The organism is Streptomyces sp. NPDC037083 (genome assembly GCF_055606485.1).
On sequence record NZ_JBVJSQ010000009.1, the window covers coordinates 1 to 24553 of the forward strand.

A 24553-nucleotide genomic window follows, 5' to 3' on the forward strand; every position below is an offset into this window, starting at 1 on the left:
GTCCGGCAAGACCGCCCCTGACATGCCATCAGCCCACTACACTCCCGACGATGCCTCTGACCAGGCCAGATAGCGAAACGCTGCTGGAGTACTAGCTACATGACCTGCGCCAGCGACCATCACCCCTAGATAATCGTGCCCCTTGCCCTCAGGGGGCTGTGGCGTCCGCACCTGCATGGGTGTGGTGGCCGGTCTTGGGGGCAGCTGTGACGGTGCTCAGGGGTGCGCCATCAGGCGCGCCGGCCGCGCCGCAGGTCGCGGGCTGCCGCCGACAGGCTGCTGTTCAGTGGCCGGGGCGCAGGGAGACGACGATGTCCTTGTCCGTGTTGCGGGTGATGAACAGTCCGGAGCCGTCTGCTGTGGTCAGGTAGGGGACTTCGGTGCCGACGCTGAGAACCTTCGGGTCCCCGGTGACCGTGCGGAGGTTGAGCTGGGCCGGGACTGGTTCGGTATCGCTGCCGATCGAGTCGTCGCGGACGGCGCCGTACGCGGTGCCGTCGTCGCGGAGGGAGGCCAGGACGATGGTCTTGCGGTTCCCGTCGCCCTCCAGACAGATGCCCCGCTTGGCCTTCAGGTCGAACGCGAGGGGGCCGGCGGCCAGATAGCGGCCGTCGGGCGAGGTGATGACGGGGAAGTCGCGGCTGGCGCTGGTCTCGTCGGGGATGGCGTAGTCGCAGACGACCTGGGCGGTGAGCGTGCCGGTAGCCAGATCGTGCACGGACCATACGGCGTTGTCCTCCCGGCCGTACCTGCCGCCGGTATTCCAGCCCGCCAGGACATACCCGTGGGCGGCTGCGTAGATGGTGCCGTTCCACGAGTCGAGGATGCCGGTGGTGGCGTTGACCTGCTTGGGCCGGATGGAGTCGCTGAACCACTTCCCGGGGATGCCGAAGCCTCCGCCGCCCATGCCGACGAGCGGACCGTCGGGGGTGGCGGCCATGACGCGGCTGCTGTTGCAGGCGGCCGCCTTCTCGCACTGCGGCAGGAGCTTGTTGGCGTCCTCATACACGGTCGTCTTGCCCGTAATGACGTCCACCGCGGCCGACGAGCGGGGGAACGCGCCAGCTTGTCCCCAGGCCACCAGTAGCCGGCCGCCCGATGCCTGCACGCGGATCTCGCCCGGGGCCGCAGAGAGGGGGACGTCGATCTCCTTGACCGGCTTGACCGAGGAGCCGGAGGCGTCGGCCGGGTAGAGGGCCAGGCGCACCACCTCGACGCCCTCGTGCAGGTCGTCCTTGCCGCGCATGCCGTGCGCGTACGCGACCACGTAGCGCCGGCCGTCCTGCTCGAAGCCCATCACATCGGGGATCTCGGCGGCCTCACCGGACGTGCTGTCGCCCTGCGCGCCCTCGACCGGTGTGGGAGGGTTCCACGGCGCGGACCTCCAGGCGACCTTGCCGCTGCTGCCCGACCGCGCGGTGACGGTGTAGCCGTTGGAGGCCACCTGCATCACCGCGACCGTCTGCGTGCCCGGAACGTTCGTCACCGGCAGCGTGGTCACCGACTGCGACACCCACGCCAGCTTCTCGTCCCAGCCCTTCGCCGCGTCGTAGGCCGCCGGCACGCTCAGCTTCACCAGAGGCTCCGCGCGATCCAGCGGACCGGGACCGCCGTGCTTGGCCGAACCGGCATCCGACCCGGAGCCCGAACAGCCCGTCAACACCGTCAGCACCAGTGCCCCGGCCACCGCCGCACGCGCTTGCATGATCCCCCGCCCTCCTGACTGCCATGATCCGATCAGCTCCGAACCCTAACAACGCACCTCGAAGCCCTTCCTCCGCCAGCCCCGCGATCAAGCCACCTCCTGCGACATCACCCAACGAGCGTCCACAGGTACGGGGCAAGACGAGAAACGGCAGGCACTCGTCTGACCCCGGGCAAAACCGTGGTCGGCGGGAGACTCGTCACGCACGAAGCGGGTGAACTCACCGACTCCACCGTCCACACGCCCGGCACGGAGCATCGCGTCGACACCGAGGGCGGGCACCGGCTGACCGTCGCCGGCTACCTCGACACCTCGCACGGCCGGGTGCGGACCACCGTGACCCGCGCCCTGGCCACCGCCTCCGTGCACCGCTGGACCGATGGCGAGACCGTGGACGGCCTCGACGCCACCTGGACGGACGACGAGTCGGTCACCGTCGACGGCCGCGGGCCGGCCCGGACCACGCGCATCCACCGGACGTACGCGATGAACGGCGTCACCACCCTCGGCGCGGACGACCGGCTGCGCACCGTCTTGACCCTCGGCGACCGCGCCGACGCCGTGACGACCCGCGACGGCCGACGCCTCGCCCGGTCGCGCCTGGACGACACCTACACGGGAGACGCCGCCTACACCGTCGGCGTGCCCCGCGACCAGCGCCACGCCACCGGCACGACGAGCGAGCGGTACCGGGTGCACGGCTCGGGCGGCTGCCACGACCGTGCGCTGGCCACCGTCCAGGGGGCGTTGACGGAGGACCGCAGTCGCTGCTGAGCCGGGCGCGCGTGCGACGCGTCACTCATGGCGGGATTTACGCGACGGAAACGCGGAGGTCTTGTGCGCGATCAACGGCACCTTCAAAGTGATCGCCACGGAAACCGCTTTCCGTATCGCAGAAGTCCCCGGCTCGACTTCTGTGCGTCGCCGTCCCCCAAGGAGTGCCCGTGCAGCCGTCCGCCCCGTCCCTGCCGCGACGCGTCGCACGCATACTGCGTACCTCACTCTTCGCGCAGGTCGCCTGCGCGCTCGTGCTCGGCGTCGTCGTCGGGAAACTGTGGCCCGACGTGGCCACGGATCTCCAGCCGCTCGGCGACGGTTTCACCCGGCTCATCAAGACGATCATCTCGCCCCTGGTGTTCTGCGTGGTCGTCGTCGGCATCGCCAAGGCCGGTGACCTGAAGGCCTTCGGCCGGATCGGGCTCAAGGCCCTGATCTGGTTCGAGGTCGCAAGCACGCTCGCCCTGCTCATCGGCCTGCTGGCGGCCAACATCGTCCAGCCCGGCTCGGGGATGAACGTCGATCCGTCCACGCTGGACGCCTCGGCGGTCGACGCGAAGACGGGCGGCGGTTCGCTGCCCTCGACGACCGAGTTCGTGGTGAACGCGCTGCCCACCAGTTTCATCGGGGCCTTCGCGGAGAACTCCCTGCTCCAGGTGCTCGTCCTGGCCTGTCTGGTGGGGGCGGCGCTGCTGCACCTCGGTCACACCAGGGTGCCGAAGGTGCTGCCGGCCATCGAGCAGGCCCAGGAGATCATCTTCGCGATCGTCGGATTCGTCATGCGGCTGGCGCCGATCGCGGTGTTCGGCGCGATGGCCGTCCTGATCGGCAACTACGGCCTCGGCGTGATCGAGACCTACGGCAAGCTGATCGTCCTGTGCTACGCGGCCGCGGCCCTGTTCGTCACCCTCCTCGCCGTCGCGCTGCGGGTGGTCACCGGGCTGAGCCTGTGGAAGTTCCTGCGCTACATCCGCGAGGAGATGCTGCTCGCGCTCGGCACCGCCTCCACCGAGTCCGTCATGCCGCGCGTGATGCAGAAGCTGCGCAAGGCCGGCGCCCGCGACGACGCCGTGGGCCTGGTGCTGCCGACGGGGTACTCCTTCAACCTGGACGGCGCGTCGCTCTACCTGTCCATCGGCACCCTGTTCATCGCCCAGGCCGTGGGCGTCGATCTCAGCCTGAGCCAGCAGATCACCGTGGTCCTGGTGCTCATGCTCACCAGCAAGGGCATGGCCGGCATCCCGGGCTCGGCCTTCCTCGCGCTGTCCGCGACCGCCTCCTCGCTCGGGGCCATCCCCGCCGGCGCTGTGGCCCTGCTGCTGGGCGTGGACCGCATCATGGACTCGATGCGCGTCGTCACCAACCTGCTCGGCAACTGTGTGGCGGTCTTCGCCGTCTCCCGCTGGGAAGGCGCGCTCGACCTGGAGCGGGCCAGGAGGGTCCTCGACGGGGAGGCCGTCGCGGAGGCGGAGGAAGTTGCCGAAGAGGGGGCGAAGGGCCTGGCGCGGCCCGCGGTCGCCGAGCCGCCCCGTGGCGTCGAACCCGCGGCCGCCGAGGCATCGCAGGGCGCCGCGCCGACGGGGGGCGCAGAGCCGTCGGAGAACTTCGAGGGCTCCGGCGCGCCGGCCGGGACCGCGGCCGGGGCCCCGCCCCGGCTCGTCAAGGAGAGCGCCCCCGAGGCCGGTTGACCGACGGCGGCGACGAAGACGCTACGGGCCGCCGCCCCTCCGCTCGTACGACGGGGGGCGCAGCGGCCCGTTCGCGCGTCGATCAGCAGGCCCGTCCCTGGTCGTGCTGCGTCGGCTCCCGCTCGGTCGCCTCGCCCACCAGGGCGTCCAGCAGCCCGCTCAGCACCTGGCGCTCCAGGGTCGTCAGCGGGTCCAGGATCTCCTCGGCCGCGGACAGGCGCGCGCCCCGCAGTTCCCGCAGGGCCTTGCGGCCGTTGTCCGTGAGCTCGATCCGGATCACCCGCCGGTTGGTGGGGTCGGGCGCCCGCCGCACCTTGCCGCTCGCCTCCAGCCCGTCGACCAGGGTCGTCACGGCCCGGGGCACCACTTCCAGCCGCGCGGCGAGGTCGGCCATGCGCGGCGGTGAGTCACAGTGGGCCAGTGTGCGCAGCAGCCGGGCCTGAGCCGGTGTGACGCCCAGCCCGCTCTGCTGCAGATGGCTCTTCTGGATGCGGTGCACCCGGCGCGTGAGCCGCAGCAGTTGCTCGGCGAGCAAACCGTCGGAATCGGGGGTCGTCATGGGGGAACAATATCAGGACGCCGTTCATTGTGAGTATAGGTAACAATGAGCTATGCTCCATCAGTCCTCACCGTCTCACCCTCCGTAGGAGCCATGCCCCGCGACCAGATCGAATGGACCCCCACGCCCGGCACCGAGACCGACCAGCCCCGGCAGGTGCGCCGCATCCTCACCCTCTTCAAGCCCTACCGCGCCCGGCTCGCGGTCGTCGGCCTCCTGGTCGCCGCCTCGTCGCTGGTCACCGTGGCCACCCCCTTCCTGCTCAAGGAGACGCTGGACGTCGCGATCCCCCAGGGGCGCACCGGCCTGCTGAGCCTCCTCGCCCTCGGCATGATCCTCAGCGCCGTGCTCGGCGGGGTCTTCGGCGTCCTGCAGACGCTCATCTCCACGACGGTCGGCCAGCGCGTCATGCACGATCTGCGGACGGCCGTCTACGGACGTCTGCAGCGCATGTCCCTGGCCTTCTTCACGCGCACACGCACCGGCGAGGTGCAGTCCCGCATCGCCAACGACATCGGCGGCATGCAGGCCACCGTCACCTCCACCGCCACCTCCCTGGTCTCCAACTTCACCAGCGTGGTCGCCACGATCATCGCCATGGTCGTCCTCGACTGGCGGCTGACGGTCGTTTCGCTCCTGCTCCTGCCGGTATTCGTGTGGATCAGCCGCCGCGTCGGCAACGAGCGCAAGAAGATCACCACCCAGCGTCAGAAGCAGATGGCCGCGATGGCCGCCACGGTCACCGAGTCGCTGTCGGTCAGCGGCATCCTGCTCGGCCGCACCATGGGGCGGGCCGACTCCCTCACGCGTGCCTTCTCGGAGGAGTCCGAGCAACTCGTCGACCTCGAGGTGCGGTCGAACATGGCCGGGCGCTGGCGCATGGCCGTGATCGGGATCGTCATGGCCGCCATGCCGGCCGTCATCTACTGGACGGCGGGGATGACCCTGCGGTTCGGCGGCCCCGACGTCTCCCTGGGCACGATCGTCGCCTTCGTCTCGCTCCAGCAGGGCCTGTTCCGCCCCGCCGTGAGCCTCCTGGCGACCGGAGTGCAGATCCAGGCCTCGCTCGCGCTCTTCCAGCGCATCTTCGAGTACCTCGACCTGCCCGTCGACATCACCGAGCGCGAGAACCCGGTCCACCTCGACCAGATCAAGGGCGAGGTGCGCTTCGAGGACGTCGTCTTCCGCTACGACAGCGACGACGAGACCGTCCGGCCCGTCCTCGACGGCATCGACGTCACCGTCCCCGCCGGCGGCAGCCTCGCCGTGGTCGGCCCGACCGGCGCCGGCAAGTCCACGCTGGGCCATCTGGTGCCGCGCCTGTACGACGTGACGGGCGGCCGGGTCACCCTCGACGGCGTCGACGTGCGCGACCTCGACTTCGACACCCTCGCCCGCGCGGTCGGCGTCGTCTCGCAGGAGACCTACCTCTTCCACGCCACGGTCGCCGACAACCTGCGCTTCGCCAAGCCGGACGCCACCGACGAGGAACTGCACGCGGCGGCGCGAGCAGCCCAGATCCACGACCACATCGCCGGACTGCCCGACGGCTACGACACGGTCGTCGGCGAGCGCGGCCACCGCTTCTCGGGCGGTGAGAAGCAGCGTTTGGCCATCGCCCGCACCATCCTGCGCGACCCGCCGGTGCTCATCCTCGACGAGGCGACCAGCGCGCTGGACACCCGCACGGAACAGGCCGTCCAGGACGCCATCGACGCGCTGTCGGCCAACCGCACCACCCTGACCATCGCCCACCGGCTGTCCACCATTCGGAGCTCCGACCAGATCGTGGTCCTCGACTCCGGTGCGGTGGCCGAACGGGGTACCCACGAGGAGCTGTTGCGGCAGGACGGGCGCTACGCGGCCCTGGTGCGACGGGACGCCCGACTGGAGCCGACAAGATGACAATATGGCAAGTTGCGCCAAGTTTGTGACGATATGGGGGTTACCGTGCCCGCATGCAGATGAACACTCCGCCACGGAGCACGATTCGACTGACGCGCCGGGGCCGTCTCGTCCTCATCGCGACCGGAGCCGTCGTGGCCGGTACCGCCGTGGCGGTGCCGCTGCTGAGCCTGGACAGGCCGAGGGAGGAGCCGAAGCCCAGGACGCTGGTCATCCCCGAGGGCTGGCGCGCCGGCCAGGTCTACGACGCCGTCGACCAGGCGCTCGCCCTGCCGGCCGGCACCACCGCCAAGTCGATGCCCACGGCCGGTCTGAGGCTGCCCCCCGCCGCCCGGGGCAACCCCGAGGGCTACCTCTTCCCGGCGACGTATCCGCTGGACGAGAAGGCGACGCCGCAGAAGCTGCTGGCGTACATGGTCGACACGGCGAACAAGAAGTTCAACGCGGCGCCCGTCGCGGCCGGGGCCCAGCGCAACGCCATGAACGTCTACCAGGCCGTCACCGTCGCCAGTCTCGTCCAGGCCGAGGCCGCCACCAAGGCGGACATGGGCAAGGTGGCCCGGGTGGTGTTCAACCGGCTGGAGCGCGGGATGCCGCTGCAGATGGACTCCACCATCAACTACGCGTTGAACCGCTCCACGCTGAAGACGACGCAGAGCGACACCCGCATCGAGAGCCCCTACAACTCCTACCAGCGCATGGGGCTGCCGCCGACGCCGATCGACAACCCGGGCGAGGAGGCGATGAGCGCCGTCGTCGCTCCCACGCCGGGCGACTGGCTGTACTTCGTCACGGTCAAGCCGGGCGACACGCGCTTCACTGCGAGTTTCGCCGAGCACCAGCGCAACGTCGCCGAGTTCAACCGCGACCAGAAGAAGGCCCCGAAGACCGCGCCGGCGGCGGCTGGATGAACCGGCGGGACCTCAGGCGGCGACCGGCTCCTGCGCGAGCAGCCGCCTGATCTCGCGTACGGCCGCACGGCCGGCCCGATTCGCCCCGACGGTGCTGGCCGAGGGCCCGTAGCCGACGAGGTGGACGCGCGGATCGGCGACCGCGCGCGTGCCCTCGACCCGGATGCCGCCGCCCGGCTCCCGCAGCCGCAGCGGCGCGAGATGGTCGATGGCGGCCCGGAATCCCGTCGCCCAGAGGATGACGTCGGCGCGGACCCGCCGTCCGTCGTTCCACTCCACGCCGTCCACGGTGATCCGGTCGAACATGGGCAGCCGGTCCAGCACCCCGTCGGCCAGCCCCTGCCGGATCGCGTCGTTGAGCGGCAGCCCGGTCACGGAGACCACGCTCTTCGGCGGCAGTCCCTGCCGCACCCGCTCCTCCACGAGCGCGACCGCGGCGCGCCCCGCGTCCTCGTCGAAGGGCCCCTCGCGGAAGACGGGAGGCCGCCGGGTCACCCAGGTGGTGCCGGCCGCGTAGGGAGCGATCTCCAGCAGGTGCTGGGTGCCGGACGCGCCACCGCCCACCACGACCACCCGCAGCCCGGCGAACGCCTCGGGGCCCGGGTACTGCGCGGTGTGCAACTGTCGTCCGCGGAAGGTCTCCTGGCCGGGATAGCGCGGCCAGAACGGCCGGTTCCAGGTGCCGGTGGCGTTGATCAGGGCTCTCGCGGACCAGTCGCCGTCGGAGGTCTCCACCAGCAGGCGTCCGCCGGAGCCGTCCCGGACGGCCTTCACCTCGACCGGCCGCCGCACCCGCAGGTCGAAGGTCCGCTCGTAGGCGTCGAAGTACGCGGCGATCACCTCGGACGACGGCCGGGCGGGGTCGGCGCCCGTCAGCTCCATGCCCGGCAGCGCGTGCATACCGTGCACCTTGCCGTACGTCAGCGAGGGCCAGCGGAACTGCCAGGCGCCGCCCGGAGCGGGGGCACGGTCGAGCACCACGAAGTCGCGCTCCGGCTCGAAGCCGGTGCGCCGCAGGTGATAGGCGCCGGCCAGACCCGCCTGACCGGCGCCTATGACGACCACCTCGACCTCACGCAAGTTGTTCACGCTTCTACCAACGCGGCGGCAGGCGTGGATCTTCCCGAGGTCCGCCGTCATCCGTCCCGGACCTGACGGTCGTCTCGCGAACCCGGCTCCCGGTCCCGCACTCCGGTAGGTCGATGGAGTGGGCGACCCGGCGCATGGGTCAGGATGGTGGCATGTCAGATGCGTTCACCACCCGAGTTCTGCACGTCGCCTCCGGCTCCCGGGAAAGGGTCGTCGACCTCACCGGTGACTGCGAGACCTTCCTGCGTGAAGTGGCCGCCGGTCGCGACGGTCTGCTGAACGTCTTCGTCCCGCACGCCACCGCCGGCATCGCGATCATCGAGACGGGCGCCGGCAGCGACGACGACCTCCTCGCCGCCCTGCACACGATCCTTCCCGCCGACGACCGCTGGCAGCACCGCCACGGCAGCCCCGGTCACGGTCGCGACCACGTCCTCCCGGCCTTCGTCCCGCCCCACGCCACCCTGCCGGTCGTGGACGGCAGGCTGGAACTGGGAACGTGGCAGTCGGTCTGCCTGGTCGACACCAACAAGGACAACCCCGACCGTCAGGTCCGGCTGTCGTTCCTGGGGTAGCCGGTCGTCGGTCCCGGGCCGGGGCCTGTCGTTCGGATCATGTCGCAGACGTGGGACCCGGAACCGAACGGTCCCGTCGCCGTCCTGCGACCCGATCCGAACGCCACCCCTGGGCCGGCGCGCCGGGGCACACCGGTGCGGCCGGGACGAAGCGGCCGTCAGCGGCGCGGGCGCTCCAGAGTGAGGAGCAGGCCCTCGACCGCACCCGGCCCGATACGGCCCTTGACGTCGGCGGACGTGATCGCCTTGAGGGCCCAGCCGTCCTCGGCGTGCTTGTTCAGAACCTTCTCCAGCTTGTCGCTGTCCAGCGCGTCTCCGATCAGTGACTCGCGAAAGGTGACGACCTTGTACTCGAGTGCGTGAGGGGTGCTCATGGTGGGACCTTCCCGTCGATGGACCGGCTGACAGAACCAGGAAACAGCCAATCACCGCTCGGCGTGGTCGCGCACGGCGAGCGGCGGACCGGAGCGGGCGGCGAGCATGTGCGCCGGCGGCGGTGACCGGGACGAACCCCCGGTGCCGCCGCGGGGCGACCGGGACGGGAACCGGTGGATTTGTGGCGGTGCGCTCGCCGCGCCGGGCCCCGTGACGCCTCGAGCCGTGCCCCCGTAGTTCACCGGGGGCGGCCCCCTGGGATAGGGTCCCCCCGTTTCCGGCTACCGATTGAAGACGCGCCGGTACGGGGAGTGTCGGAGGGGCGGCAGAGCGATGGAATCCCAGGTGGGCGACGGCAAATCCGTGGACCTGGACGGCGCGCGGTTGGAGACGATGCCTCTCGAGCCCTTGCTGACCCGGGACTACGAGACACGCCCCTCGCTCGTGTACGAGAGGCTGCGCCAGCGCTACGGCCCGGTCGCGCCGGTCGACCTGCTCGGGGTTCCCGCCTGGCTGGTCCTGGGCTACCGCGAGGCGCTCGACGTGCTCCAGGACGACGCAGGATGGCCGAAGGGCCTGGAGAACTGGCGCGCCCGCACGGAAGGCAGGGTGCCGGCGGACTGGCCGCTCGGGCCGTCCCTCGAGGTCAATCACGTGCTCATCCAGGGCGGTCCCGGTTACCGGCCGTTGCGGACGGCGTGGGACGCGGCCCTCAAGCCGTTCCAGGACCCCCGTCACGCACAGGCGAAGAGACTGAAGGCCGCCGTCACGGCCTACGCCGACGAGCTGATCAGCCTCGTCGGGCAGGCGGGCGGCACGGGTCTGGCGGACCTGTCCGCCCAGTTCTCCCGCCCGCTGCCGCTGATGGTGGCCAGCCATCTGCTCGGCTTCCCCGGTTCGCAGGGCGACGACGCGCTGATGGACATGTGGCGGGTGCTGGACGCCGGTCCGGACGCCGAGCCCGCGCTGGAGCGGCTGCTGGCGACCCTGGCGGAACTGGCGGCGATGAAGCTGGAGAAGCCGGGCGACGACTTCCCCTCCTACCTGCTCGCGGCCCATCCCGAGCTCTCCCTCGACGAGTTGGCCCGCGAGCTGTTCATGCTCCTCGGCATGACCTCCGACCACGTCGGGATCCTCATCTCCAACACGGTGGTCGAGGTCATCTCGGGTGAGGGCGGCGTGCGGGCCAGCATGTCCGTCGGGATGGTCAGGGAGAGCATGAACCGGGTCGTCATGCGGAAGCCGCCGCTGGTGAACTTCGTACCGCGGTTCGCGGCCGAGGACACGCCGCTGGGCAACTACACGATCCGGGCGGGCGATCCGGTGTGGGTGTCCGCCGCGGCGGCGCACGCCGACCCCCTCTTCGCCGACAACGTCTGTCCGAGCACCACCGTCAGCACCCGGGCGCACCTGTCGTGGGGCGCGGGCCTTCGCCAGTGCCCGGCGCGGGAGCTGGCGTCGACGGTCGCGGCGGTCGGCGTCGGCCGGCTCTTCGAGCGCTTCTCCCGCTTGGACCTGGCCCTGCCCGCCGACCAACTGCCGTGGCGTTCCTCGCCCTTCATGCGGGGGCTGCGCTCGCTGCCCGTACGGTACGAACTCGCCCCCATGCCGGAGCCGCCGTCGGCGCACGCACCGGCCGCGGAGCCGGCCGGGACGGCGCTGCCGGATCCGGCCGTGCGGCAGCGCTCCTCGCTGTGGCGCTACCTGACGGGCCTGATCGGCGTCGGCCGCTGAGGCCTCGCGCGACCCCGGAGCCATCGGCCGGGGTACGGCGTGCCCCCGTGCCTCGGGAGAGGAGTCGGACCCGGCTGCGATCGTCAGCCGGGCCGCACCAGTGGACCCGCGCTACGGCCCGCCGACGACCCGGCCCAGTTCGATGCGGTCGATGTTCGGCGCCCAGGCGTCGGCGTTGCCGAACGTCACGCGGTTGGCGCCCTTCTCCAGATCGACGGGCGCCCAGCGTCCAGTAGTCGTTCGTGCTCCAGGTGTTCTTGAAGGCGACCGTCAGGGGCGCTGCCGCGCCGACCGTGATGTCCGCCGTGCGCGACACGATGTCCGTGTTGTAGGCATGACCGTTGTCGCGGCGGTCGTCGTGCGCGTAGTGGACGACGAGCACGTAGCGGCCGGAGCCGGGAGCGCGCACGGTGAACTCGGCGGTACTGGAGGGGCTGTTGCCGAGCTCGCCGATGTGGGTCCCGCCGAACGCGTGGGCTGAGCCGACGAGCTTCGCGCCTCCCGTGAGGCGCGCGGACGCGGCCCCGTACGACAGGACGCCGGTGGTGGAGCCCGCGCCGGAGACGTCGAGGGAGCGGACCGCCGCGTCAGGGGCGGTCAGTGCGACGCGGTTGTTGCCGGCCACCAGGTACAGGCGCAGGGCCCTGCCCGGCGTCGCCGTCACCTCCGCCCCGTGCAGGGCGAGTCGAACGGCACTCGAGGCCTGCGCCGTCACCGTGTAGTAGCCGTCGCGCGGGGCGTACACGTCGAAGACCGCCTGGTCGCCTCCGCGCAGGACGAGGGCTCCGGTGCCCACGCCGGCCGACGAGGAGTAGTCGTACGCCGGCCGGCCGGTGACGTCCGCGAGCGTCGCCTCGTACGACGCGGACGGGACGCCGGTGCGCGCGGTCAGGTCGACGCGGTCGAGGGTGACCTCGGCGTCACCTTTGGCGAGGGTCAGCACGTGCGAACCGGCCGTCAGCTCCACGGAGAGGTCCTTCTTGGCGCGGTGGGCCCAGTTCTGCGTGGAGGGGTAGGTCACCGGGACCGGGTCGGCGCCGTCGACGAGCAGCTTCTGCGTGGCGGGGGCGCCGGACCGGTTGCCGTACAGGATCGCCAGGTCGTACGTCCCGTCCGCGGGGACCGCCACCGTGAAGTCGACCTTGCTGGAAGGGGTGTTGAGGGAGCCGACGTCCTTCGTGCCGGACGCCGCGTAGCCGTTGGCGTCGCTCACCGTCCCATGGGTGCGCACCCGGCCGCCGGTGACGGCCGCGTCCTCGGCCTCGAACGACGCCGACCAGGGCACGGAGGCCGGGGCGGGAGCGCCCGTGCCGCCCGGGGTGAGGACGATCCGGTACGCGGACATCGCGTGCATGCCCCGCAGCGGGACGGTCACCGAGCCGTCCTGCGCCACCTCGAGCTTCGTGCGGGCGAGGACCGGGGGAGTGGCGTGCCGCCCCTCGTAGCCGGACCAGGCGGCCTCGGCGACGGTCGCGACGACCGTGCGGCCGAAGACGGACCTCGAGACATTGCGCACGACGACGTCCGAGTCGCCGTCCGAGCCGCCGAGCAGCACCTGGGCCTGACGGCGCGCGGTGTCGAGGGACGCCAGGCCCTGGAGGGTGTCGACGGCGTCGGCCCGCGGCGGGGTGACCTTGAGGGTGTCCCCGGTCAGGCCTGCGTACCAACGGAAGAACCACCAGCCGCCGTTGGGGAGGTAGACGAACCGGTCGCTGTTCGGGTCCGCCGACACCTCCTCGACGATCCTGTCGACCCTGCGGAGGTAGTCGTCGATGCCGAGGTCCTCGTACGGCCACTCGGCGTAGACGTCCTGCATCAGCACGTTGATCTCGCCGCCGCCGTTGCGGAAGAACGACCCGGAGACCGAGAGCGCGCCCCCGTTGGGGTGCTGCGCGCCGCCCTCCGGCTTCTGCGAGATGCTGGTGATCTTCAGCGGCTCCAGGGCGGCGTCGCTGGGCACACCGTCGTCGCTGAGCCCGTACAGCGCTCCGTTCGCGCCGAGCGTCACCGGGCCTTCGGAGGAGGCGAGGTCGACGGTGAGGCGCTGCGCGACGGCCGAGGCCGCCGCCGGTCCTGCTGCGGGGAGAGTGCCTGCCATGGTGGTGACTCCAGGTGCGGCGGTGACAAGGACGGTTCTCGTACCGGTTCGCGTACGGGTTGTCGATCCGTGGTGCGGGCTCGCCGTGCTCCCGTGGGGCCCCTGCCGGCGCTCAGCGGCGGGCCGGCGCGGCCCCCGAGCTCTCCCGCACCACCAGCTCCGGCACGGAGACGGGGTGCGGGGCGATGCGCGCCGACCCCTCCAGCACCCCGTGCAGCAGGGCGAAGGCGGATCTGCCGAGGCCGGTGAAGTCCAGACGCACGGTCGTCAGGGACGGGGTGAGATAGGCGCATTGCGGCGCGTCGTCGAAGCCGGCCACGCTGACCTCGCCCGGGACGCAGCGGCCCGCTTCGTGAAGGGCGCGCAGCACGCCGAGAGCGAGGTCGTCGTTGCCGCACAGGATCGCGGTGACGCCCGGGTCCGCGGCGAGCCTGCGTCCCGCCGCATGACCGTCTGCCGGGCTCCAACCGCCCTGCATCGGACGGGGTTGAGGCGCTCCGGCCTCGCGGAGCGCCTCGCGCCAGCCGGCGGTGCGGGCCCCGGTGCGCCGGGTGCCGGACGGAATGGCCACGTAGTGCACGGTCTCGTGGCCGAGGGAGAGCAGATGGCGGGTCGCCTCATAGGCGGCCTCGCGGTCGTCGGTCCACACCCAGGGGCGATCGCCCGCGGGTGGGCTCGCGGGTGTCTCGACCACGCCGACGACGGGCAGTTCGGCCGGCACCGCGTTCAGGGCCCGGACGCCGGCCGGATCGTAGGCGATCACGATCAGTCCGCCGCCCGCGTCGGCCGCCCGCCGGACCGCGGCGGCCACCGCGGAATCCTCGGCCGATACCAGGACGCCGATCCCGACCGTGTAGGAGGCGGCGCGGGCCGCCTCCTCGATGCCCTGGAGAATGGAGGCGTAGCCGTAGCGCGTGGTGTCGGCGGTGAGCACGGTCACGACCCGGGCGCGCCCGCTGGCCAGGGCCAGCGCGGTGGCGCTGCGGCGGAAGCCCAGTTCGTCGATGGCGGCCAGCACCCGCTCGCGGGTCGCCGGCTTGACGCTGGGACTGCCGTTGATCACCCGCGAGACGGTCTGGTACGAGACCCCGGCGGCCGTCGCCACGTCCCGGATGCTCGCCGGACGCCTTGTGTGACCGGTCACATGCATGGCAGGATTGTGACCGGTCACATAATGCTCGTCAAGAGACCGTGGCGCGGGGTTCACGCGACGGACGCGACCGCCGTCCACGCGCCCACCGGGACGGGGCAAGGAGGGGAAGCGCCTTGGCCGACACGCCGGAGGACGCGACGCGGAGCGCTGCCGACCGCGCGTGGACCGGGTTCAGTTGGAGTCACCCCGCTCTGGAGGCCGAGTTCGCCGCCGTCGCCGACGGAACACTGCGGCTCGTCCGGCTCGACCGCCCCGGCGACACCGGCCCGCCCGCCGATCCCGAATCCGCCCTCCCCCTGGTCGAGTTGACCGCCGTCGGGCACGGCAGTGGGTGGTCCGGCCCGCGCTTCGCGGGCACGGCGCTCGGCGGCGGGCTGCTGTACCGGGCGCACGACAGCGGCCAGGCCGACGACCGCCTGTGGCTGACCGTCGAACTGCACGACCGCGCGACCGGGCTGACGGCCTTCGTCGAGTGGACGTCCCCCGTCGGGCTGCCCGTTCTGCGCTCCCGCGTCCGGCTGCGCAACGACGGCGCCGAGCCCGTCGTCGTCCAGTCCGTCAGCAGTCTGCTGCTCGGCGGGCTGCCCGCGCCGGACGTGCTGGACGTGCACCGGGCGCGCAACGACTGGCTCGCGGAGTGCCGTTGGCACACCGAGCCGCTGCGCGAGGCCGTCGCCGACATCAACGCCGACGCCCACCAGCACGACAGCCGGGCCGCGCTCGTCCTCGCCGGGCGCGGCAGCTGGCCCACCGACGGGCACCTGCCCATGGGCGCGCTGACCGAGAGGGGGAGCGGCCGGACCTGGCTGTGGCAGGTCGAGTCCCCGGCCGGCTGGCGCTGGGACCTGGGTGAACGCGCGCACCACAGCTGGCTGGCGCTGAACGGCCCCACGGACGCCGAACACCAGTGGCGGGTCCGTCTCCTCCCGGGCGCCGAACTCGTCACGGTCCCGGGAGCCTTGGTGCTCGGCGCCGGATTCGACGAGGCGATGGGCGCGCTGACCGCCTACCGCCGTGCCGTACGCCGCCCGCACCCGGACCACAGCGCGCTTCCCGTCGTCTTCAACGACTACATGAACACGCTGATGGGCGACCCGACGACCGAGAAGCTGCTGCCCCTGATCGACGCGGCGGCCACCGCCGGGGCGGAGTACTTCTGCATCGACTCCGGCTGGTACGACGACGACGCCGAAGGCTGGTGGGACAGCGTCGGCGAGTGGCTGCCCTCGCAGCGGCGCTTCCCCGACGGCGGCATCCAGGCGGTCCTGGAACGGATCCGGGAACGGGGCATGGTGCCCGGACTGTGGCTGGAGCCAGAGGTCGTCGGGGTGCGCAGTCCCGTCGCGGCCGCCCTGCCGCCGGAGGCGTTCTTCCGGCGCGACGGCGTGCGCCTCATCGAACAGGGCCGCCACCAGCTCGATCTGCGGCACCCGGCCGCCCGCGCGCACCTGGACCGCACAGTGGACCGGATCGTCGGCGACTGGGGGGTGGGCTACCTCAAGCTCGACTACAACATCGTGGTCGACCCGGGCACGTGCGCGCCCGGTGACATCGCGCCGGGCACCGGGCTGCTCGGCCACGCCCAGGCCCATCTCGACTGGCTGTCACGGGTGTTGGACCGCCACCCCGGGCTGGTCGTGGAGAACTGCGCGTCGGGCGGCATGCGGATGGACGGCGCCACCCTGGCCGTCGCCCAGCTCCAGTCCACCAGCGACCAGCAGGACCCCCTGCGCTGTCCGCCCATCGCCGCCGCCGCGCCGACGGCCGTCCCGCCCGAGCAGGGCGCCGTCTGGGCCTACCCGCAGCCCGGGTACGACGACGACCTGATCGCCTTCACACTCGGCGGGGCCCTGCTCGGACGCATCCACCTCTCGGGCCACCTGAACCGCATGACGGATCGTCAACTGCGCCTCGTGCAGGATGCGGTGGGCACGTACAAGACGATCCGCGCGGACCTCTCCGGGGCCCTGCCCTTCTGGCCGCTCGGTCTGCCGGGATGGACGGACCAGTGGCTGGCGCTGGGGATGCGGACGCCGGACGACCGCACGTCGTACGTCACGGTCTGGCGGCGCGGCGGCGAGTCCCGACTCCGGCTTCCCGTGCGGCACATGGCGGGACGTGAGGCGCGCGCGGAGATCCTGCACCCCTCCGCTCCGTCCGCAGGTTCGGCCGTCTGGGACGGCGAGACTCTGCGGGTGTCGCTCCCACGAGTGCCGGGCGTGCTCCTCGTCCGCCTCATGGCGTGACCGCGACCTGGTCCTCCTGGGCGTCCTTGGCGTCCTCGGGGTCCTCGAGTTCTTCGGAGTGGGGCCGACCGTCGCCCGCTGCTCCATCGGCCCGCCCGAAAGCCCCCGCGACCTGATCCCCGGGCCGCGCCTGAGTTCGAAGGACGCGGACGCGGCGAGGTCAACCCATGCTCTTCGAACCGTCGAGGGCCTCGCGGATGATGTCGGCGTGACCGGCGTGCTGGGCGGTCTCGGCCACGATGTGCAACAGCACCCGGCGGGCCGACCACTGCGCCCCCGGCTCGAACCACGGAGCCTTCGGCAGCGGGTGCGCGGCGTCCAGGTCGGGCAGGGAGACGACCAGTTCGTCGGTACGGCTCGCCACCTCGTCGTAGTCCTTCAGCACGCCCGCCAGGGTCTCGCCGGGCAGCATCCGGAACTCGTCGGCCCGGCGGTTCCAGTCCTCCTCGGTCATGTTGTCGAAGTCGCCCATGGCGGAAGGGCCTTCGACGATGAAGGTCGCCCAGTTCCGCTCCGTCGAGGTGACGTGCTTGACCAGCCCGCCGAGACACAGTTCGCTCGCCGTGGTGCGCTGCCCGGCCTGCTCGTCGGTGAGATCGCGGGTGGTGAAGCGCAGGAAGTGCCGCTGCTTCGTGAGCGCCTCCAGCAGGTCGGCCCGCTCGCGGCTGACGGCGGACGGTGCGGCGGTCTCGTCGAGGGGGGTGGGGTTGCTCATGGTCGCCTTCTTCCGTGAGTGCTGTTCCGCGGTCGTGCACCACGTTAGGACCGATCCAGGTCAGATCCTGACCTAGATGGCCGTGTTTCAGCGAGAGGTCGCCACCGCCTCGCTGCTCGCACCCCACGCCGCGGCGCACAGCGCCCGTTCGACCTCGGCCGTGTACGTCGACGCGGCCAGCCAGGCCCGGGCGAAGCGGCCGGTGTCGGTGGGGAGCAGGCGGCCGAACGCGTCGCGGGACCGGTCCGACGCGGCCGCGTGCAGCTCGTGGAGAAGGTCGGCCGCCGTGCCCAGGCCGACGCGACGCAGACGCGTGCCGTCGCCCGCCCCGCCGTCCGGGAAGGCCAGCACCCGGCGGCCCCCGGAGACGGCCTGGTGCACCCGGCGGCGCAGGAGGTGCAGCGGGGCCTCGTCCACCACGGGCGCGGCGACCGGACGGCCCGTCGCGGTGGGCAGATCAGCGTGCTGGAGGCGGTCCAGACCCAGGTCGACCCGCGCTTCGGGGTCGGCGGGGTGTTCGACGGCGAGCAGCAGGGCGCGCGGCAGCGGGCCGGGAGCGAGCCGGGCCACGATCCGCAGCCGGCTGCCCCGGGCGGCGGTCAGCAGGCGGAGGTTGTCGCGGTACGGCAGCGCCGGGTCGTCGTGGGCGGTCGCGAGGCGCAGGGTGAGACCGGCGCACTCGGCCAGCAGGCAGTCGCCCGTCGCCTCACGCACCGTGCCCGCCAGGGCGACCTCCAGGAAGAGCAGGTCATGGCCACCGTTCAGGGCGCGGCCGACCTGTTCGGCGACGGGTGTCGCCCACAGCCGGTCGAGCGGTTCGGCGTTCCAGGCGGCCCCGCCGGCGCGCACCGCCCGCACGCCGGCCCCCGCGCCCAGCCGACCGGTCGGGGAGACGGTCGCGCCGGAGACCGCGAGCCCCGCGCGCGACAGTTCACGGTGCGTCAGAGAGGTGTCGCCGAGGCGCACGGCGCGGTCGGCGGCGCCGGTCGCCCGGCCGGGGCCGCCCGGCGCCACGTCGGAGACCGTGTACAAGCGGCCTTCGGCGTCGGCGGTCCAGGTGACCGCGCCCGCGTAGCCGGTGGCCGTCAGGACGGGCTCGGAGAACAGCCCGTACAGGCGCAGCGAGCCGTCCGGGGTGTACGGCTGCCGTACGGTGCCGCGCAGCTCGGCCAGTTGCGGTCCGCTCGCGAACGGCAGCCGGTGGGCCACGCCGAGGACGGTGCGCAGCGCGTCGACCAGTTCGGGCAGCCGGTGGGAGGGGTCGGCGGAGCGGGCCGCGCGGACCCCGTTGACCACGGAGACCGCCGAGGCGGCGGCCCGGGGGAGCCCCGCGAGCCGCGCGGTGTGCGCGGCGCGCAGGAGCTCCGCCTGGAGCACGGCGCCGGACCCGTCCGTGCCGGCTTCGAGCACGGCGCCGGCTGCGTCGTACACGGCCCGTGCTGCGGCGAGTTGGCCGGGAGTGGCTGTCTCGTCCCGCGCGGGGTCCATCGCCTCTCCGCCTGCGGAGCCGCCCTCCCGCGCAGGTGCGTGCCCGGGCCCGGGTGCATGCACCGACGTGGCCCGGGACCCGGACGTGGCCCCGGACCCGGACGTGGACGTGGACACGGACGCGGACGCGGACGACGGTGAGTCGGCCGGAGTGGCGTCGGCGACCGGTGCGGACGAGGCCGCCGCCGCGCGGTGCAGACAGTCCGGGGCGAGCAGACACCCGCAGCGGACCGCGTCCGCGCTGGTCACCGCGCCGCCGGTCAGGTGGAGTTCGAGGTCGGTGTCGTCGTCCACGGCGATCCGTACGATGTCGCCCTCGCGGACGACCGGACGAGCCGCCAGCTTGGCGATGCCCGCGTCCAGCCGCTTGCGCAGCCGGGGAGAAAGGGCCTCGACCAGTTCGGCGGTGACCGACGGCGCGACCGGCGGCAACTGGTCCTGGCTCATGCGATCTTCTCCCCTACCCAGCGGGCGAGTTCGAGCGGACTGAGGGCGGCGACGGGCATCCCCGCGGCGACGAGCCGGCCCGCGACGCCCGTGGAGTAGCGCGGCCGACCGGTGTCGTCGAGGCTCGCGCAGCCCAGCACATGGCAGCCCGCCCCCACCAGCGCACGCACCTCGGCGAGCAGCCCGCCGAGCGGATACCCCTCCTCGAAGTCGCTGACCACCACCACCAGGGTCCGCGACGGCACGGTGACCAGCTCGCGGGCGTGCCGCAGTCCCGCCGCGATGTGCGTTCCGCCGCCCACGCTGACCTCGAGGAGCAGCGACAACGGGTCCTCGACATGCCCGGTGAGGTCGATGACCTCGGTGGAGAAGGCCAGGAAGTGCGTGGACAGGGTAGGTACCCCGGCCAGCACCGAGGCGGTCAGCGCCGCCCACACGGTGGACGCCTCCATGGACCCCGACACGTCCGTGACCAGGATCAGCCGCCAGTCGGCCGCCCGTCGCGCTCGCGACCGGAACACCGGGTGCTCGGGGACGACCTGGACGGTGCCGTCCGGGCCGCGCCGCGCCGTCGCCAGGTTGGCGCGCAGCGTGCGGGGCAGGTCCAGGCCGCCGCCGGGACGCCGACTGGGGCGCGGCAGGGCCGTGCCGTGCAGCGCCGGACGGAGCCGGGTGGCCAACTGCCGGGTGAGCGCCTCGACGAGCCGCCGCACGAGCGGACGCAGCGCGGCCAGCCGGGCTTCGGGGAGCCCGCCCGCGTGCCGCAGCACCGTGCGCAGCAGATCGACCGAGGGGCGCACACTGTCGGCGTCCAGTTCCGCGAGCACGTCCTTGCGGCCCGACGCGGCTGCCGCCGCCAGCACCTCTTCCCGGATGCCCGGCCCGAAGAGCGCGGCCAGCTCCTGCGACCACTCGCGCACCCCGGGATACGGCATGTCCCGGCCGCCGCCGCTTCCCGGACCGGTGAGATCCCCTCGGCTGCCCTCGCCGCGTCCGCTGCCGTACAGCTCGTCCAGAGCCGTGGCCAACGAGCGGACGCTGGACGGGAGCCGGTCGCTGCGCCGGCCCAGTACGAGCCGCCAACGGTCGGCGGGGACGAGGAGACGCTCCTCCTCCCCAGCGCCCTGCCCCCACTGCCCCCGGGCTGCGGCCGCGCCGCCTTCATCACCGGAGACGCCACCGCCTTCACCACCGGGGACGCCACCGCCTTCACGACCGGAGACGCCACCGTCTTCACCACCGGGGACGCCGACGCCCTCATGACCTGCGACGGCGTCCTCTTCACGACCGGAGACGCCACCGTCTTCACCACCGGGGACGCCGGCGCCCTCATGACCTGCGACGGCGTCCTCTTCACGACCGGCGACGGCCCCCTCTCCGCGACCTTCCACGGAGTCGTCCCCGGGGAAACCGGCCTCGTGCGGGACGGCCGCCGGGGTGGGCGCGTGTGCGGCGACGCGCTGCGTGGGCAGCAGTCCCAGCGACCGCAGGGCGGCCCGGGCGGCGAGATCCGCCCCGGCCCAGGCGGCGAGCGCGGCCGGGTCGAGGCCGTCGGTGTCGGACACGTGTCCGGCGCCCAGTCGCTCTTCGACGGAGGCCAGGAGACGGTCACGGGCCGCGGGGCTCAGGGTCTCGAACCCGCCCCGCAGCGCCGGCAGCCGGTCCAGGAACTCGCGGTCCGGCAGCTCCGAGACGCGGTCGAGCAGGGGCTCCAGGGCCGGCGCCGCGGCCTCCAGCAGCGGACCGGCCGCGGTCAGCAGGCCGCCGAGCCGGGCGGTCAGGCTGGACCGGGAGTCGGGGTCGACCGCGCCGTCGACCCAGGACGCGACCCGGTCGCCGAAGCCCCGGGCGTCCTCCTGGCCGAGCAGCACCCGGACGGCTCCGGCTGCTCCGCGCATCAGCGGGGAGCCTTCGGCGGCCAGTCGGGCGAGGGCGTCGGTGAGCCGGATGCCGCCCAACAGATCGGCCCGGTGGGCGAGTTCGAGCAGGGCGTGGGCGTCGGCCGGGTCCTCGGCGCCGGCCAGGCCGTCGACCTGCCGCACCGCCGCCGAGGTGAGCAGTTCGGCGACGGCCGCGGCTCGGGCCGCACGGCCCTCGTCGGGGCCGAGCCCCGGCACATGACCGGCCCGCAGCCGGTCCGACAGGGCCAGAGCGGCGAGGAGTTCAGGCAGCGTGCCGGCCTGCGGCAGCACCTCGGCGACGTCGTCGAGCCGCTCGTCCGTGAGGACCTCAAGCCCGCACTCCGCGGCTTCCTCGAGCCCCCGCAGGACCTGCGCGGCCGTCGAACCGCCCGCGTCCCGCTCGGTGCGTCGTTGTTCCCGCAGCACGCCCTCGGCGGCCTGGGCGGCGGTGACGCCACGCACCCCGGCCGAGGTCAGCACGGCCGCCGTGGCCGGCGTCCAGCGCACCTCCCAGCGGGAGGTGAGAGCCTGTGCGCCGCCGGCGCCGACGACCTCCTTCGCCTCCCCGTAGGGCACCCCGCACACCGTCAGCCTGCGCAGCAGCAGCTCACGGCGCCGGTCGAGGTCGGACCGCAGCGGGTCGAGCCGTAGATCGCGGGCCGTGCCGGAGGAGCTCTCCGGCCCCGGCAGCCCCAGCGCGGCCACCTCGGCCTCGACCGCCGGGGCGAGTCCGCTGCGCGGCGCGCCCGGCGCCGGCCGACCGGTTCGGGTGCCGACCAGCACCCGCTCCATCGCCCGCGCGACGGCCCGGCCCCGCCCGTACGGCTCACCTTGTGCGAGGACGGTCTGCACCGCCTCGACCAACTCGCCCCGCCCCGCCGCCGGCAGCCCGCGCAGCCGGGCCAGGTCCGAGGCCAGCCGACTGATCTCCCGTGCGTCGGCCGGCCCGGACGGATGCCCCAGGCCTCGCAGCTCCGCGCACACCCGCACGGCCGCCCGCGTCAGCGCCTCCTCCAACGCCTCGGGATCCCCGGCCGCGTGCAGCACCATGTCCTGCCACTCGGGGTCCCGGATCCCGGCCGGATACCCGGACCGCGCGTCCAACAGGCCGTAGGCGTACGGAATCAGAGAGGTGACCCAGGAGTCCGGCCTCGCTGCGACGACGTCACCCCGCCCGTTCGTGCTGTCGGTGCTGTCGGTGCTGTCGGTGCTGTCGGTGCTGTCGGTGCTGTCGGCGCCGACGGCCGCAGCCGGGGCGGACGGCCGGTCCGGGGCCGCTCCCGTCAACGCCGGCGCGTGGAAGGCGCCGACGAGCACGGCGGCCCTTTCGCCGTGCGCTGTGGCCTCGGCGATCCGGGACCGCATCCACCGCTCCCGCCGCAGGTCCAGCTCGGCCACCCCGCCCGAGGAGACCGCCTCCTCGCGCAGCGCCCACCCCGTCAGCAGCGCCGCCCGGCGCAGGGCCTCGGGCGGCGAGCCAGGGGCGGCCGCCTCGACGAGCCGGTCCCACAGATCGTCCCCCGGACGGCCCGTCAGCCGGGACCGCAGCGCCCCGGTGAGCCCGAGGGACTGTCCCGCGACCGCGCCGCCACGCTCGTCGCCCCACGCCCGGTCGGCGAGGGGCAGGTCGCAGGCGATCACGGGGACGTCGTGCCGCGCGGCCCAGCGCACGGCCGCAAGCTCGGGGGAGAAGTCGGCGAACGGGTAGAACGCCGGGCTCCCGCCGCCCCTGGCGTCACCGGGCGCGGCGGCGAGCGCGATTGGGGCGCGCGTCTCCTCGTGCCCGAGCCAGGGCAGCCATTCCTGCATCTCGGCCGGCAGCTCGACGAGCAGCACGTCCGGCTTCGCCTCGTCCAGCAGCGCGGGCACGGCGGCGGCCAGGGAGGGCGCGTGGTGCCGTACGCCGACGAGGTAGGGCGCGGCCGGGTCGGTGAGCGCGGCGAGCGCCTCGTCCACGGCGCCCGGGGCGGTGGGGTGGAGGGACACGGCCGTCAGCCCTCCAGCACCGTGCGCAGCTCCCACAGGGTGCGCCAGGTGGCGGAACCCTGCTCGGCGCGGCGGCGGACGGGCCCGTCCCAGTACCCGCGCAACCGGGCCGCGTCGGCGGGGTCGTCCTTGCGGACCACGCCGAGCATATGGCCCGGCAACAGGCCCAGAACGTCACGGTCCCCGGGGAAGTAGGCCGCCGCGAGCGCCAGCGCGCCCGCCACCGACACGGCCTCGGCGGTGCTCATCACCGTCGACGGCCGCTCCACCTCCCAGCCTTCGGCGGACCGCCCCTCACGCAGGTCGCGGAAGGCCGTGACCAGCGCCTCCAGCACGGCGTCGTCGACCTGGAAGGGCGCACCGGAGCGCTCCACGGAGGCCCGGGCCTGGCTGCGCACCAGCGCGGTCTCCGCGTCCAGGTCCGGAATCGGGCCGACCGTCTCGAAGTTGAAGCGGCGCTTGAGGGCCGCGGACATCTCCGAGACGCCCTTGTCGCGCAGGTTGGCCGTGGCGATCAGGTTGAAGCCGGGCGCCGCATGCGCCAACGCCTCCGGTGTGCCCGCCAGTTCGGGCACCGCGATGCGCCGCTCCGACAACAGTGAGACCAGGGAGTCCTGCACCTCGGGCAGACAGCGGGTGACCTCCTCGACCCGGGCGATCGCGCCGCGGGACATGGCGGTGAGCACCGGCGAGGGCACCAGCGCCTGCCGGCTCGGCCCCTGTGCCAGCAACAGGGCGTAGTTCCAGCCGTACTTGAGCTGGTCCTCCGTCGTGCCCGCCGTACCCTGCACGACCAGGCCGCTGGTGCCGCACACGGCGGTGGACAGCAGCTCGGACAGCATGGACTTGGCGGTGCCGGGCTCGCCGACGAGCAGCAGTCCGCGTTCGCCGGCGAGCGTGACCACGCACCGCTCCACCAGCGCCCGGTCGCCGACGAACTTGCCCTGGATCACCAGCCGGCGCGGCGCCCCCTCCGGCGTCTCGGCGCTTTCGGGCAGCTTCAGGGCCCGGCCGCCGCTGCCCATGACGAACGTGACGACGGCACGCGGGGTGAGCCGCCAGGCGGGCGGTCGCGGCCCGTCGTCGTAGGCGGCCAGGAAGGCCAGTTCGGCGGCGTACCGGTCCTCGGGCGGGACGATCTGGCGCACGGGGTCGGGGGACAGGGCGGTGGCGGTCATCGGCGCGCGTTCTTCCAGGTGGG

General features: G+C 73.2%; 15 protein-coding genes and 2 pseudogenes. 7 read left to right on the plus strand and 10 right to left on the minus strand.

Translation table 11 applies throughout. From position 1 onward, the window contains the following. Window positions 1–283: 283 nt before the first annotated feature. A complete protein-coding gene (locus tag ACZ7DE_RS23595) occupies window positions 284–1705 on the minus strand; it encodes a hypothetical protein (protein ID WP_470764261.1) in 1422 nt (473 codons plus the stop codon). Window positions 1706–1888: 183 nt separating this feature from the next. On the opposite strand from ACZ7DE_RS23595, the pseudogene ACZ7DE_RS23600 reads away from it, so the two are divergent. Both ACZ7DE_RS23600 and ACZ7DE_RS23605 read left to right on the plus strand, forming a co-directional pair. Then, window positions 1889–2479 (plus strand): annotated as a pseudogene (locus ACZ7DE_RS23600) (peptide-N4-asparagine amidase); the annotation flags it as partial. 170 nt (window positions 2480–2649) lie between these two features. Then, the gene (locus ACZ7DE_RS23605) at window positions 2650–4170 is read left to right on the plus strand and encodes a cation:dicarboxylate symporter family transporter (protein ID WP_470764263.1); all 1521 of its coding nucleotides are present in this window, start codon (window positions 2650–2652) and stop codon (window positions 4168–4170) included. 82 nt (window positions 4171–4252) lie between these two features. On the opposite strand, the gene ACZ7DE_RS23610 is transcribed toward ACZ7DE_RS23605, so the two are convergent. Next, on the minus strand, window positions 4253–4729 hold the full coding sequence (locus ACZ7DE_RS23610) for a MarR family winged helix-turn-helix transcriptional regulator (protein WP_470764265.1): 477 nt from the start codon (window positions 4727–4729) through the stop codon (window positions 4253–4255). Window positions 4730–4822: 93 nt separating this feature from the next. On the opposite strand from ACZ7DE_RS23610, the gene ACZ7DE_RS23615 reads away from it, so the two are divergent. Together ACZ7DE_RS23615 and mltG are read left to right on the plus strand one after the other, a co-directional pair. Beyond that, on the plus strand, window positions 4823–6634 hold the full coding sequence (locus ACZ7DE_RS23615; RefSeq protein ID WP_470764267.1) for an ABC transporter ATP-binding protein: 1812 nt from the start codon (window positions 4823–4825) through the stop codon (window positions 6632–6634). A gap of 53 nt (window positions 6635–6687) precedes the next feature. Further along, a complete protein-coding gene (mltG, locus tag ACZ7DE_RS23620) occupies window positions 6688–7545 on the plus strand; it encodes an endolytic transglycosylase MltG (RefSeq protein WP_470764269.1) in 858 nt (285 codons plus the stop codon). 12 nt (window positions 7546–7557) lie between these two features. Here the strand turns inward: mltG and ACZ7DE_RS23625 are convergent, their stop codons facing one another. Then, window positions 7558–8634, minus strand: coding sequence for an NAD(P)-binding domain-containing protein (locus ACZ7DE_RS23625; RefSeq protein ID WP_470764271.1), 1077 nt, complete (start codon window positions 8632–8634; stop codon window positions 7558–7560). Window positions 8635–8786: 152 nt separating this feature from the next. Between ACZ7DE_RS23625 and ACZ7DE_RS23630 the strand changes: the two genes are divergently transcribed. Beyond that, window positions 8787–9209, plus strand: a complete 423-nt coding sequence (locus ACZ7DE_RS23630) for a secondary thiamine-phosphate synthase enzyme YjbQ (protein ID WP_470764273.1) — start codon at window positions 8787–8789, stop codon at window positions 9207–9209. A gap of 158 nt (window positions 9210–9367) precedes the next feature. Here the strand turns inward: ACZ7DE_RS23630 and ACZ7DE_RS23635 are convergent, their stop codons facing one another. Next, window positions 9368–9583, minus strand: a complete 216-nt coding sequence (locus ACZ7DE_RS23635; RefSeq protein WP_470764275.1) for a DUF4177 domain-containing protein — start codon at window positions 9581–9583, stop codon at window positions 9368–9370. Window positions 9584–9917: 334 nt separating this feature from the next. Here ACZ7DE_RS23635 and ACZ7DE_RS23640 point away from each other — a divergent pair, with 334 nt between their 5' ends. Further along, window positions 9918–11318 carry a cytochrome P450 family protein gene (locus ACZ7DE_RS23640; RefSeq protein ID WP_470764277.1) on the plus strand — a complete coding sequence of 467 codons (1401 nt, stop codon included), beginning with the start codon at window positions 9918–9920 and terminating at the stop codon, window positions 11316–11318. Between the two features lie 111 nt (window positions 11319–11429). Here the strand turns inward: ACZ7DE_RS23640 and ACZ7DE_RS23645 are convergent. Both ACZ7DE_RS23645 and ACZ7DE_RS23650 read right to left on the minus strand, forming a co-directional pair. Beyond that, window positions 11430–13416: pseudogene (locus ACZ7DE_RS23645) on the minus strand (hypothetical protein). Window positions 13417–13528: 112 nt separating this feature from the next. After that, window positions 13529–14566 (minus strand): LacI family DNA-binding transcriptional regulator, encoded by a 1038-nt coding sequence (locus ACZ7DE_RS23650; RefSeq protein WP_470764279.1) that lies wholly within the window; start codon window positions 14564–14566, stop codon window positions 13529–13531. A 116-nt stretch (window positions 14567–14682) separates the two neighbouring features. Here ACZ7DE_RS23650 and ACZ7DE_RS23655 point away from each other — a divergent pair, with 116 nt between their 5' ends. After that, complete coding sequence (locus tag ACZ7DE_RS23655; RefSeq protein WP_470764281.1) at window positions 14683–16815, plus strand: glycoside hydrolase family 36 protein; 2133 nt, start codon at window positions 14683–14685, stop codon at window positions 16813–16815. Window positions 16816–16975: 160 nt separating this feature from the next. Here ACZ7DE_RS23655 and ACZ7DE_RS23660 read toward each other — a convergent pair whose 3' ends face one another. From ACZ7DE_RS23660 to ACZ7DE_RS23675, 4 genes are all read right to left on the minus strand, one after another. Beyond that, window positions 16976–17530 (minus strand): DinB family protein, encoded by a 555-nt coding sequence (locus ACZ7DE_RS23660; protein ID WP_470764283.1) that lies wholly within the window; start codon window positions 17528–17530, stop codon window positions 16976–16978. An 87-nt stretch (window positions 17531–17617) separates the two neighbouring features. Next, window positions 17618–19465 (minus strand): hypothetical protein, encoded by a 1848-nt coding sequence (locus ACZ7DE_RS23665; protein ID WP_470764284.1) that lies wholly within the window; start codon window positions 19463–19465, stop codon window positions 17618–17620. Next, window positions 19462–23352 (minus strand): vWA domain-containing protein, encoded by a 3891-nt coding sequence (locus ACZ7DE_RS23670; protein WP_470764286.1) that lies wholly within the window; start codon window positions 23350–23352, stop codon window positions 19462–19464. The genes ACZ7DE_RS23665 and ACZ7DE_RS23670 overlap by 4 nt, the downstream gene beginning before the upstream one ends. A gap of 5 nt (window positions 23353–23357) precedes the next feature. Further along, entirely contained in the window at window positions 23358–24530 is a 1173-nt protein-coding gene (locus tag ACZ7DE_RS23675) for an ATP-binding protein (protein ID WP_470764917.1), read from the minus strand. Window positions 24531–24553 lie beyond the last annotated feature (23 nt).